This window comes from Clostridium sp. MT-14 (assembly GCF_042436595.1).
GTDB lineage: Bacteria > Bacillota > Clostridia > Clostridiales > Clostridiaceae > Clostridium_B > Clostridium_B aromativorans.
This window is the reverse complement of the sequence record NZ_JBHMIY010000005.1, coordinates 1-12,358: the sequence shown is the minus strand read 5'-3', so window position 1 is coordinate 12,358 and position 12,358 is coordinate 1. Positions and strand designations below refer to the sequence as shown.

Annotated in this window: 15 protein-coding genes; 14 read left to right on the top strand and 1 reads right to left on the bottom strand. The window is 32.3% G+C overall.

Annotation, left to right across the window (positions count from 1 at the left end; translation table 11 throughout):
- Positions 1-4 precede the first annotated feature (4 nt).
- The 14 genes from ACFHWD_RS05585 to ACFHWD_RS05520 all read left to right on the top strand — a co-directional run bounded on the left by ACFHWD_RS05585 (position 5) and on the right by ACFHWD_RS05520 (position 12,058).
- Positions 5-244, top strand: coding sequence for an exodeoxyribonuclease VII small subunit (locus ACFHWD_RS05585; RefSeq protein WP_179977190.1), 240 nt, complete (start codon positions 5-7; stop codon positions 242-244).
- A gap of 25 nt (positions 245-269) precedes the next feature.
- Entirely contained in the window at positions 270-1,154 is an 885-nt protein-coding gene (locus ACFHWD_RS05580) for a polyprenyl synthetase family protein (RefSeq protein ID WP_150356511.1), read from the top strand.
- A 56-nt stretch (positions 1,155-1,210) separates the two neighbouring features.
- Complete coding sequence (gene dxs, locus ACFHWD_RS05575; protein WP_150356510.1) at positions 1,211-3,085, top strand: 1-deoxy-D-xylulose-5-phosphate synthase; 1,875 nt, start codon at positions 1,211-1,213, stop codon at positions 3,083-3,085.
- 19 nt (positions 3,086-3,104) lie between these two features.
- The gene (locus ACFHWD_RS05570) at positions 3,105-3,929 is read left to right on the top strand and encodes a TlyA family RNA methyltransferase (RefSeq protein WP_150356509.1); all 825 of its coding nucleotides are present in this window, start codon (positions 3,105-3,107) and stop codon (positions 3,927-3,929) included.
- On the top strand, positions 3,926-4,789 hold the full coding sequence (locus ACFHWD_RS05565) for an NAD(+)/NADH kinase (protein ID WP_150356508.1): 864 nt from the start codon (positions 3,926-3,928) through the stop codon (positions 4,787-4,789). The genes ACFHWD_RS05570 and ACFHWD_RS05565 overlap by 4 nt, the downstream gene beginning before the upstream one ends.
- Entirely contained in the window at positions 4,776-5,228 is a 453-nt protein-coding gene (locus ACFHWD_RS05560; protein ID WP_150356507.1) for an arginine repressor, read from the top strand. Before ACFHWD_RS05565 ends, ACFHWD_RS05560 begins: the two co-directional genes overlap by 14 nt.
- Before the next feature lie 11 nt (positions 5,229-5,239).
- Complete coding sequence (gene recN / locus ACFHWD_RS05555) at positions 5,240-6,940, top strand: DNA repair protein RecN (protein ID WP_179977191.1); 1,701 nt, start codon at positions 5,240-5,242, stop codon at positions 6,938-6,940.
- 178 nt (positions 6,941-7,118) lie between these two features.
- Positions 7,119-8,225, top strand: a complete 1,107-nt coding sequence (spoIVB, locus tag ACFHWD_RS05550; RefSeq protein WP_378060955.1) for a SpoIVB peptidase — start codon at positions 7,119-7,121, stop codon at positions 8,223-8,225.
- A gap of 215 nt (positions 8,226-8,440) precedes the next feature.
- Positions 8,441-9,256 carry a sporulation transcription factor Spo0A gene (gene spo0A / locus ACFHWD_RS05545; protein ID WP_150356504.1) on the top strand — a complete coding sequence of 272 codons (816 nt, stop codon included), beginning with the start codon at positions 8,441-8,443 and terminating at the stop codon, positions 9,254-9,256.
- Between the two features lie 142 nt (positions 9,257-9,398).
- On the top strand, positions 9,399-9,569 hold the full coding sequence (locus ACFHWD_RS05540) for a hypothetical protein (RefSeq protein ID WP_179977193.1): 171 nt from the start codon (positions 9,399-9,401) through the stop codon (positions 9,567-9,569).
- Between the two features lie 107 nt (positions 9,570-9,676).
- On the top strand, positions 9,677-10,198 hold the full coding sequence (locus ACFHWD_RS05535; RefSeq protein ID WP_150356547.1) for an NUDIX hydrolase: 522 nt from the start codon (positions 9,677-9,679) through the stop codon (positions 10,196-10,198).
- Between the two features lie 73 nt (positions 10,199-10,271).
- Complete coding sequence (spoIIM, locus tag ACFHWD_RS05530) at positions 10,272-10,922, top strand: stage II sporulation protein M (protein ID WP_150356503.1); 651 nt, start codon at positions 10,272-10,274, stop codon at positions 10,920-10,922.
- Positions 10,919-11,149 (top strand): endonuclease III, encoded by a 231-nt coding sequence (locus ACFHWD_RS05525; protein WP_150356502.1) that lies wholly within the window; start codon positions 10,919-10,921, stop codon positions 11,147-11,149. The genes spoIIM and ACFHWD_RS05525 overlap by 4 nt, the downstream gene beginning before the upstream one ends.
- Before the next feature lie 30 nt (positions 11,150-11,179).
- A complete protein-coding gene (locus ACFHWD_RS05520; protein ID WP_179977194.1) occupies positions 11,180-12,058 on the top strand; it encodes a site-specific tyrosine recombinase in 879 nt (292 codons plus the stop codon).
- Between the two features lie 32 nt (positions 12,059-12,090).
- Here the strand turns inward: ACFHWD_RS05520 and ACFHWD_RS05515 are convergent.
- A partial coding sequence (locus ACFHWD_RS05515) for a hypothetical protein (protein WP_378060951.1) occupies positions 12,091-12,358 on the bottom strand: 268 nt, incomplete at its 5' end.

Here is a 12,358-nt window from a genome sequence, read left to right as displayed (position 1 = left end):
AATTATGCCTAGAAAAAAGGAAAGTTATGAAAGTATCATGCTGGAGTTAGAGAACATAGTAAATTCAATGGATACAGGCGGATTATCTTTGGAACAGAGCTTAAAAAACTATGAAGATGGAATAAAACTCTGTAATAAATTGTATAAAATGCTAAATGAAGCAGAAGGAAAGATAAAAATTCTTACTGAAGAGGGAGAAAAAGATTTTAAAGAAAAAGACAGCCTTCGGATAAATAGTAAATAGTAATAGGAATGAGGAGAGTTTATTAATGAAAGTCAATAATGGTATAGTTGAAAAACTAAAAGGTGAAGTGGATGAATATTTAAAAGACTATATGAAGGGAAAAGGTTCTTATAATAAAAGAGTGTATGAAGCTATGGAATACAGCTTAAATGCGGGTGGGAAGAGAATAAGGCCTATATTATTCCTTTTAACTTATATGCTCTACAGGGATAATTACAGTGAAGTGATAGATGTAGCAGCATCTATAGAGATGATACATACTTATTCTCTGATTCATGATGATCTTCCGGCTATGGACAATGATGATCTGAGGAGGGGTAAGCCCACCAATCACAAAATATTTGGCGAAGCCATTGCCATGCTGGCAGGAGATGGACTTCTAAATGAAGCCATGAATTTGATGTTCAGGCATTGTATTGGAAGGGGACAAAATGCTTTAAAGGCCTGCAGTATTATTTCTGAAAGTGCAGGTGCTGAGGGAATGGTGGGCGGTCAGACAGTGGATATATTGAGTGAAAATACTGAGATACCAATAGATCAACTTTATTATATGCACAGCAAAAAGACCGGGGCTCTTATAAAGGGCTCTATAATTTCAGCAGCAGTACATGCGTCTGCCGACAAGCAGGATATAAGCAAGTTGGGGTATTATGGTGAAAAATTAGGATTGGCCTTCCAAATAAAGGATGATATATTGGATATAACAGGAGATACTGCTGTTTTAGGTAAAAAAACGAAGAGTGATTTGGATAATAATAAAACTACTTTTATAACCACTTATGGATTGAATAAATGCAGGGAAATGTGTAATTCAATTACAGGTGAATGCATGGATGTACTGAAGGAAATTAAAAAGGATACATCTCAGTTAGAGAATTTAACTTTATTTTTATTAAATAGAGAAAAATAATTTTCTGTGTAAAATATTTGTAAAGTGATTTTATTAATAAAAAAGGATAGATGAAAATGCTTAGTTTGCTGGATAGATATAAAGATATAAATGATATAAAAAAAATGTCTCTTAACCAGAAAAAACAATTTGCTGTGGAAATCAGGAGATTTTTAATTGACAAGGTATCTAAGACAGGGGGGCACCTGGCTTCTAATTTGGGAGTTGTAGAACTTACATTGAGTTTGTTCAGTGCATTTGATCTAAATCACGATAAACTTATATGGGATGTAGGTCATCAAGCTTATGTGCATAAAATTCTAACAGGGAGAAAGGATAGTTTTGATACTTTAAGGCAGTTTGGGGGAATAAGTGGATTCCCTAAAAGAAATGAGAGTGTATATGATTTTTTTGAAACCGGGCACAGCAGCACTTCCATATCTGCAGCCCTTGGTATGGCAAGGGCAAGGGATCTAGAACACAAGAATTATAATGTGATTGCAGTCATAGGAGATGGAGCCTTAACAGGAGGAATGGCGCTGGAAGCTCTAAATGATGTGGGATACAGGAAGACAAAACTTATAATAGTATTAAATGACAATCAGATGTCCATAGGGAAAAATGTAGGGGGAGTATCTAAATATCTGAATAAAATCAGGATAGATCCTAAATATAACAAGTTTAAAAAAGAAGTGGAAAATAAGTTAAAAAAGATACCGAATATTGGGGAAGGAATGGCAAAGTATCTTGAAAAACTCAAAAATGGAATAAAACAAATGGTTGTTCCGGGAATGTTTTTTGAGGATATGGGGATAAAGTATCTAGGCCCCATAGATGGACATAATATAAAAGAACTTACGGAAGTTCTTAATTCAGCTAAAAAACTAAATAATCCAGTTCTCATACATATAATAACCAAAAAGGGGAAAGGGTATGAGTTCGCCGAAAAGAATCCAGGCAAATTTCATGGAATAGGTCCATTTAATTGCAGCAGTGGGGAATTGGTGAAAACTTCAATCAATACCTATTCTAAAACCTTTGGAGCTGAAATGAGCAGTCTGGCAGAGAAGGATAAAAGAATAGTAGCCATAACTGCTGCCATGAGGGATGGTACAGGTCTTAAAAATTTTGCAGAAAGATTTCCAAAAAGATTTTTTGATGTGGGTATTGCAGAACAGCATGCAGTTACGCTGGCGGCAGGAATGGCCAGTTCAGGTTTAAAACCTGTTTTTGCAGTTTATTCTACTTTTTTGCAAAGGGCCTATGATCAGCTGCTTCATGATGTATGTATGCAGAATCTTCCCGTAGTTTTTGCAGTTGATAGATCCGGCATTGTAGGAGAAGATGGAGAAACCCATCAGGGCATATTTGATCTGTCATATCTGACTCAGATGCCAAATATGACTATCATGTCGCCTAAGTGTATAGATGAATTGCCTTATATGTTAAAGTGGGCATTGAAACAAAATTTTCCTATAGCTATAAGATATCCAAGAGGAGGGGATGATATACTTCTTAAACCATTGAAAAACTTTAATATTGGAAAATGGGAATATGTATCAGGAAAAGGTAAAATAGCATTGATAGCTCAGGGCAAAATGGTACAGCATGCAGTTTTGGCATCGCAGAGGCTTAAAGAAAGGAATATAGATATTAAAATTATAAGTGCCTGTTTTGCCAAACCAATTGATAAAACCATGCTCAATCAATTAATAGAAGAAAGAGCAACCATTATAACCATTGAGGATAATGTAGTAAGAGGTGGATTGGGCTCCTATATACTGGAATATGTAAATACCAAAGATAATAAAATTAAAGTGGTAAACTTAGGATTTCCAGATGAATTTGTGCAGCATGGCAAAGTTGACATTTTATATAAATTGTATGGATTGGATGCAAGGGGAATTGAAAGTGCTGTACTTAAAACAGAAGCATTGAGCCATGTATTTTAAAGGTGTGAGGGAGTTTATTATGTCAGAATCAAAAGAGAGGTTGGATGTACTTCTGGTAAATAAAGGTGTATTTCCTTCCAGAGAAAAAGCCAGGGCAAGCATTATGGCTGGAGAAATATTTGTAAATGGGCAGAGAGTGGATAAGTGCGGACAAAAAATAAAAGAGAGTTCAAATATTGAATTTAGAGGAGAAAAACTTCCCTTTGTAAGCCGTGGAGGATTAAAATTACAAAAATCTATAGAGAAATTTCACATAAATTTAAAGAATAAGGTTTGTGTAGATGTAGGTGCATCTACAGGTGGATTTACTGACTGTATGCTTCAGAATGGGGCTAAAAAAGTGTTTTCCATAGATGTGGGGTACGGGCAGTTTGCCTGGAAGCTCAGAATAGATAAAAGGGTAGTTTGTATGGAGAGAACCAATATAAGATATGTAACTCCGGATCAGATAGGAGAAGCTGCTGATTTTGCCAGTATAGACGTTTCTTTCATATCGCTGAAAAAAGTTATACCGGCAGTTATGAATTTATTAAAAGACAATGGCAGTGTAGTGGCACTTATCAAGCCGCAGTTTGAAGCAGGAAGAGAAAAAGTGGGGAAAAAGGGTGTTGTTAGAGAAAAATCGACGCATATAGAAGTTATAAATGATATTGCAAAATTTTTAAAAGAAAAGGGTTTGAAAATAATTTTATTGGATTATTCTCCCATAAAAGGTCCCCAGGGGAATATAGAATATCTCATATATTTTACTAAGAAAAAGGATTTTAATGGATTATTTAAAGACGAGGATATAATTAAAATAGTAGAAACATCACATGGTGAGCTCAATGGGGAGGAACTATGAAAAATATAGGTATTAATGTCAATACAACAAAAGACTTGAATAAACAAATGTTGAACTTTATAATAAAAAATATACATAATATAGATAATAATGTCAATATAAACGTATATGAGGACTGCGTAGGATTGGATGAAAATGAAAGCAATAGATTAGATGTGATTATAGTATTGGGTGGAGATGGCACTATACTGAATACATCTAAAAATGTACTTAAATCAAAGACACCTATACTGGGAATAAACATAGGGCATTTGGGATTTTTAGCTCAGGTGGAGATAAGTAACGTCAAAGAAGCCTTAAATAGACTGTTTATGGGAAAATATACAGTAGAGGAAAGAGATATGATACAGTGCAGTTATGATGATGGGAATGGCGTTAAAAGCTATGATGGTCTGAATGATGTAGTACTGTGTAGAAAAGTCGATTCAGGTATACAGAGATATGATATCTATATAAATGGTGCTTTCTACAATACATTTAATGGGGATGGTATTATAGTATGTACGTCCACAGGTTCCACTGGCTATAATTTATCTGCAGGAGGCCCCATAATACACCCATCTTTAGATGTACTGTGCCTGACGCCTATGTATTCACAATTTTTAACTGCAAGAACTATTATACTGGACAGCAGGTCACGTATAAGCATAACATCGAAAAAAAAATTTGAGAATGTATATTTATCCGTAGACGGCCAGCAGTGTATTGAAGTAAATGGGTTTGGACCTATAAAAATAGAAAGATCTCAAAACAAGAGAAAACTTATTAAATTTGACAATAATGATTATTTTAATACACTTAAGGAGAAAATTACATTTAAGGCAAAAGGATGTGAAGGTGAGATATATGAAGGTAACTAGGCATGCTAAAATATTGGAAATCATTAATTCAAATGATATTGAAACCCAGGAGGAACTTGCAGAAAAACTTAAAAAAAGTGGAATGAATGTAACGCAGGCAACTGTTTCAAGAGATATAAAGGAATTAAAGCTTATAAAGGTACTGGCTGATAGTGGACGATATAAATATGCCACTATATCGCATACGGAAAATGTTCTGTCAAATAAACTTATAAATATATTTTCTCAAACAGTTATAAGTGTTGAAAATGTAAATAATTTTGTAGTGATAAAGACCATTTCAGGTTCTGCTCCGGCGGCAGCAGAAGCTATTGATTCACTGAATTTTATTGGAATAGCGGGAACCTTAGCTGGGGACAATACTATATTTGTCATGGCAAGAGATAATGAAAAAGCTCTAAGTATAACTCAAAGGATGAAAAAGATGATTTCTGGATAGGAGGGTTGCTCATGTTACTCCAGTTAAACATAAGAAATTTTGCACTTATAGAAAAATTAAGTATATCTTTTGAATCGGGATTTAACGTACTTTCTGGAGAAACGGGAGCTGGTAAATCCATACTCATTGATGCCATAAATTATGTATTGGGAGGAAAGTTCAATAGGGACTTAATAAGAACAGGAGAAAAAAAGACTTTTGTTGAGGCGGTTTTTACTGTAGAGAATCCTAAAACTTTGGAAGTTTTAGAAGAAGAAGAAATTGACTCCAATGAAAATCTAGTCATAATAAGCAGAGAATCTTTTCAGTCTGGAAGAACTGTGGCAAAGGTCAATGGAAGATCAATCTTGATGGCAAACTTAAAACATATAAGCAGTACTTTGCTGGATATACATGGACAACATGATAATCAAAATCTACTTTCAGAGGAAAATCATATATATTATTTAGATTACTATGGGGAGAGTTCCATTGGCAGCATGTTAAGGCAGTATGAAAAGGATTATAAAGATTTAATTCATATAGAGAATAAAATACAGGATCTTTCTGGTAAGAGTGAGGATAGGGAAAAACTTGTTGATTTTTTGAAATATCAGATAGACGAAATTGACTCTGCTAATTTAAAAGAGGGGGAAGAAGAAGAATTAAATGAAAGGTTTAAGATACTTTCAAATTCCGAAAAAATAAACAATACTATAAACAGTTGTTATGTAAGCCTTTATAGCAGCAATGGAGATAAAGGCTCCGTATATGACAGTTTAGGTATGGTTATAAAGCAGCTTGCTTCCATAGAAAACATTGTTTCCAAGGTAAAGGATATATCAGACTCTCTCAAGGATAGTTATTATAACATAGAAGGGTGTATAGAGGATATAAGAGATATAAAGGATAATTTTTACTATGATGCAGGAGAATTAGAAGCTATAAATAGTAGAATATACAAGATAAATGGTTTTAAAAAAAAATATGGAAGCAGTGTAAAAGATATACTAAATTATAGGAACAAAATAGAAAAGCAATATGAAGAGATGAAAGATGTTTCTAAAATAATAGAAAATTTGAATTTGGAAAGACTAAAATTAGAAGATAAGATGAAGTTGAAATGTAAACAGATTCATGAATGCAGATATAAAATAGCCCTGGACTTAGAAAAAAATGTTAAAAACGAGTTGAAGTTTGTAGGGTTGGAAAAGAGCGTATTTAAAATAGAAGTCAAACTGGAGCAAAAATTCAATTTAAAGGGCATGGATAAAGTGACTTTTTACATATCGACTAATCCAGGTGAACCCTTGAAGCCTCTTCAAAAAATTGTATCAGGTGGAGAACTGTCGAGGATGATGTTGGCATTAAAAACTGTATTTGTGGATAAAGATCACATTCCCTCTATTATATTTGATGAAATAGACACAGGAATAAGTGGAAGAATAGCGCAGTGTGTAGCTGAAAAAATGTACAATATATCAAAAAAACATCAGGTTTTTTGCGTGACTCATTTACCTCAGATTGCATCTATGTCCGATACTCATTATTGGGTTTCAAAAAGGGTTATTAAAAATAAAACCTATACCAAGGTTAAAAGAATGAATGAACAGGAAAAACAATATGAAATAGCCAGGATGATAGGAGGCTCTGAGGTTACGCCGCTTACTTTGGAACATGCTAAGGAAATTGTTAAAATGGCAGATTTAAAAAAATTGGAAAATAAAAATTGAAAAAAGTTGTCTTTAAACATTTAAAGTAAATGCTTAAAAGGTGACTTTTAACTTTCTGTATAAATTTATATTTAAAAACAATACATTAACTATAGATGTAACTATATAATAGCATAATAACATATTTAAAAGGGCAACTTAATCCTAGAAAAAGCAATGTAAGACGGGAGGTAAAAGCATGAGAAAAAAGGTCAAAATCACATTGCGTTGGATGTTAATTCCAATCCTGTTTATGATGTTATGTGCTTATTATAAAATTGAAAATATAGATAAAGGTATTGGTTTATCTCAGGCAATCAAAACAAAGTCAACATTTAAAGCAGCTAAAGCCAGTGATATTACTGTGTATCCCGGCGGCCAGCCTATTGGAATAAAGTTGAGTACCAAAGGAGTGCTAGTAGTGGCACTTTCAGATATACAAACTCCTCAGGGAAAGGTAACAAGCCCAGCTGCACTGGCCGGCATACGAATAGGAGACAATATAATTAAGGTAAATGATACTTTTGTAAAAAATGCTGAGCAGACTCAGACTGAAATAAATAGAACAAAGGGAAAAAATATAAAAATAGTTGTGGAAAGAAATGGAAATAAAATTGAGAAGACAGTGAAGGCTGTAAATGAGCTAGAAGACAATAATTATAGAATAGGACTTTGGATAAGAGATTCTACTGCAGGAATTGGAACTTTAACTTTTTATGATGAAAAAAGTGGAATGTTTGCAGCATTAGGGCATCCCATAGTAGATGTAGATACGGGAACTAAGTTGAATATAAATTCGGGAGATATAGTTGACTCATCCATAGTATCTATTAAAAAGGGAGTTAAGGGAAATCCAGGTGAATTAAAAGGTATATTTGTAAATGAGGAACTTAAATTAGGTGATATAAATAAAAATACAGAATGTGGAATTTTTGGCAAGGGAAATGAAGAACTTAAGAATGTAAATTATGAGCCGCTTAAAATTGGTTTGAGAAGTGAAATAAAAGAAGGACCCGCTAAGATCCTCACTACTATATCAGGAAGAACACCTGAGTACTATGATATAGAAATACAGAAATTGCTGACTCAAGACCTGCCCGGACCTAAAAGTATGGTCATAAAGATTACAGACAGCAGGCTGCTGAATAAAACTGGTGGAATAGTCCAGGGGATGAGTGGAAGCCCTATAATTCAAAATGGTAAATTGGTGGGAGCTGTGACCCACGTACTTATAAATAAGCCTGAAATAGGATATGGCATTTATATAGACTGGATGTTAAAAGATGCTGATATCCTGTTAAAGTAGAAGATATGCTAAAGTAATTATGTAGTTATAAAGATAGCATTTTAAATGCTATCTTTATAACTACATAAAGTATAATATATTTATTTAAGAGAATCAAAAAAATGATTATATAAAAGATAAAAATTTTTACATAAAAAAGAAGGAATTAAAATTCCTTTGTCGAATTTATTATTTGTTAAGATATGGGAATTAATTAAGAAAAGGGGAGTAAAAATATGGAAGATTCAAAGATAAGTGTAATTATTGCAGATGATAATAAAGAATTTTGTAATATTCTAAATGATTATCTTTTAAACCAGAAGGACATAGTGGTTACAGGTATTGCCAAGGATGGATTAGAGGCACTTAAGCTGATTGAGGAGAAAAAGCCGGATTTAGTAGTGCTTGATATAATAATGCCTCATCTTGATGGACTGGGAGTTTTGGAAAGACTAAATACTATGAATATGGATCCAATGCCAAGGATAATAGTTTTGTCTGCAGTAGGACAGGATAAGATAACCCAGAGAGCCATAACTTTAGGGGCAGATTACTATGTCATAAAACCTTTTGATATGAATGTACTTACGAGAAGAATAAGGCAGATGTTCAACAATGTTATAATAGGAGGGGATGAAGTTAAAAGAAATACGTTATTTGTGGACAACGATGAAATAAAATCTTTCAAGGATGATCCTGCAGATTTGAAACAGGAGATAACCAATATAATTCATGAAATAGGTGTTCCAGCTCATATAAAAGGTTATATGTATTTAAGAGAGGCAATAACTATGGTTGTAAATAATATGGAACTTTTATCAGCAGTTACGAAGGAATTATATCCTTCTATAGCTAAAAAATACAATACAACTGCCAGTAGAGTTGAGAGGGCTATCAGACATGCCATCGAAGTTGCTTGGTCAAGAGGTCAGGTGGAAACTATAAATAAAATCTTTGGCTATACTATACATAATGACAAGGGAAAGCCAACCAATTCCGAATTCATCGCCATGGTGGCTGACAAACTTCGATTAAAGAACAAAGTATCTTAGAATAAATATTATCAATGATTAGAAAGATTTTGAGTTATATGAAAATATTAACAAACATAAAGATAAAATCAATTAATTTGAAAACTTCCGTTCATTTTATATAAAATGAATGGAAGTTTTTGCAAGGAGGTTATATGAACAAATGAAGATAGAGTTGGAGTTAGAAGAAATAAGAAACATACAGAATTTAATTATAAGTAGAGTAAACGAGCTTAGAGAAAAAATATCAAATGATATAGATAGAGAAGAAGAGATAAAAGAAATTATAAGGTATTACAAAAAGTTGGTAAAAAAAATAGAAAACCAAATATAATTGACAATTGTAATAGTAAAGTATAAAATTGAAAACGATAATTAATTTGAAATTTTATTTAAATAAATTATAAAACAGCATAATTTTGTATTGGAAGTGATATGAAGGTGGATTTTTCTGAAAAAACTATAAAAAAAGATATGATATACAGCGGTAAAATTATTGAGGTCAATCTACAAACTGTTGTATTGCCAAATGGGAGAAAAAGTAAGAGAGAAGTAGTGAATCATCCTGGCGGTGTGGCAATACTGGCCTATAAAGATAGTGATACCGTATTTATGGTAGAACAGTTTAGAAAGCCTATAGAGAGAAATATTCTTGAAATACCTGCAGGAAAAATTGAGAAGGATGAAGATATAAAGACATGCGGAATGAGAGAATTGGAGGAGGAAATAGGTTATAAAGCAAGAAAATTTGAATATATTGGGAAGGTAGTCACGAGTCCTGGATTTTGTGATGAATATATATATATTTTCAAGGCTGAGGATCTATACAAGGGAAGAGACGATATAGGTGATGAAGATGAATTTATAAATATCAAAGAGGTTAAAATAGGTGAGATTAAAGATATGATAAAAAATGGTGAAATAATAGATGCCAAGACTATATGTGCTTTTATGATGATATAATATAGTCATATAACTCTTTTGTGGATCATAGATTATTTAGAGAGAAGATGATTGACAAAAGGGGGATAAAATAGTGTTAGAAAATAAAGTTTCAGGTTTGATAAATAGACATATTAAAAATAATTTTTGGCTGTATGTTATAAGCCTGTTATGTATTTTTACAGGTATAGTGATGGGCATATACAGTGTCAGATATATGGGAGGATTTGAAAAAAGTGATCTCGTAAGCTATCTTAAGAATTTTGCAACTGCTGTGAATTCTGGAGATTTAAATTATAAATCTATATTACTTCAAACTTTAAAAAATAATATTCCTGTAATTTTGGCTATATGGTTTTTAGGACTTACAATGATAGGAATACCAATAATACTTATTATAGATATAATAAAGGGATTTACTATAGGATTTACTATAAGTTTTATAATAAGCCAATTAGGAATAAAAGGAATGTGGATTTCACTATTGGGGGTTTTGCCCCAGAATATAATATACATACCCTGCATAATACTTTCATCTGTACTTGCTATGGAATTTTCACTTATGATTTTTAAAGATAGAGCGAGACTTCAATGGAAATCACATATTTTAGTCAGTATTACCTCTTATTCTATGTCTTTTCTAATGGTATCCATGGTAATGTGTGTGGGTTTTTTTATGGAAGCTTATTTAACTCCAAATATGGTTAAACTTGTTGTAGCCAGCTTTGAAGGGATATTATTATGATATTTAATGAGCAGGAATCAAATTTTATTATAGGGGTATTAAAGTGCTTTTTTATATTGATATTTTTTGGAATATTTTTGCCTAAGTTTATAGATACTATTTTATATAATTTTATTATTGAACCCCATTCTTACGACAACAGCATACTGGTAAATGGTATATTCAGCAAAAATGTGGATCTGATATACAATTATATTAATGTTTTCAACGAATTTCTGAAATTTTAAAATTATAACTTCAAAGAGCGGGTGATAATTTTGAATGGCCTTTTATTGGCTTATACAAAAGAACTGGAAAAAAAGCATATGAGTAAAAATACTATGGATGCATATGTAAGAGATATAGATAAATTTTTTAATTTTATAAAGGATAGAAAAGAGAGTGTAGAAAAAGTAGAGATTATATCTATAATGGCTTATGTACAGTATCTTCAGAAAGCAGGCAAAGCCGTATCTTCAATAGTTAGAAATATTGTATCCCTTAGAAATTTTTACAAATATCTCATGCTTAAGGGAATTGTAAATGAAAACCCGATTTTATACTATCAAATTCCCAAAATAGTGCATAATGTACCGGAGGTATTGACTATAGAAGAAGTAGACAAGCTCCTTTCATCGCCGGATTTAAGCACTGACAAGGGGATAAGGGATAAGGCTATGCTTGAGGTGATGTATGCTGCTGGAATGAAAGTAATGGAACTTCTAAATCTTACGTTATATGATATAAATCTAAAATTATCATATGTAAAATGTAGTAATTCCAAGAATAATGAGAGAATAGTGCCTATAGGTTCTGTAGCTGTGAAATATTTAAAAAAATATTTAGATATAAGGCAGGAATTAAATGTATATAATTTGGATATTTTATTTTTAAATCTAAAGGGAGTAAAAATGAGCCGGCAGGGATTTTGGAAAATAATAAAATACTATGCAAAAGAAGCTAAAATAGATAAAAATATAAATGCCTTTACATTAAGACATTCTTTTGCCGTGCATTTACTTCAAAATGGAGCGGATATTAAATCTGTACAAGAGCTCTTGGGCCATAAAGATCTTTCCGCAACCCAGATTTATTCGTCGGTTTTGAAAAGAAATAAAATTGCTGAAGTTTATAAAAAGTCTCACCCCAGGTCATAATGGGGGTAGGTAAAAATATAGGGGCTGCTGCACTAATCAATTAGTGCGACGGCCCCATTTGAATCACCAGGGTAAAAGCATAAAGTGAAAAACAAAAGTAAAATAATATTATCTTTGTTTTTTGCAGTTGTATTTGGTATTTCAACTATTAGTTTCAAAAGTAGTGCAGCCGATTTAAATTTTAACAAAAAGGGCGTAATTCTCCTATTTTCTATAAGTTGGATATGAATAGTCCTTGTTATTTTAGGTTCGATACCTAAAATAATAACTACTTGACGAATTATTATATATGATGTATTC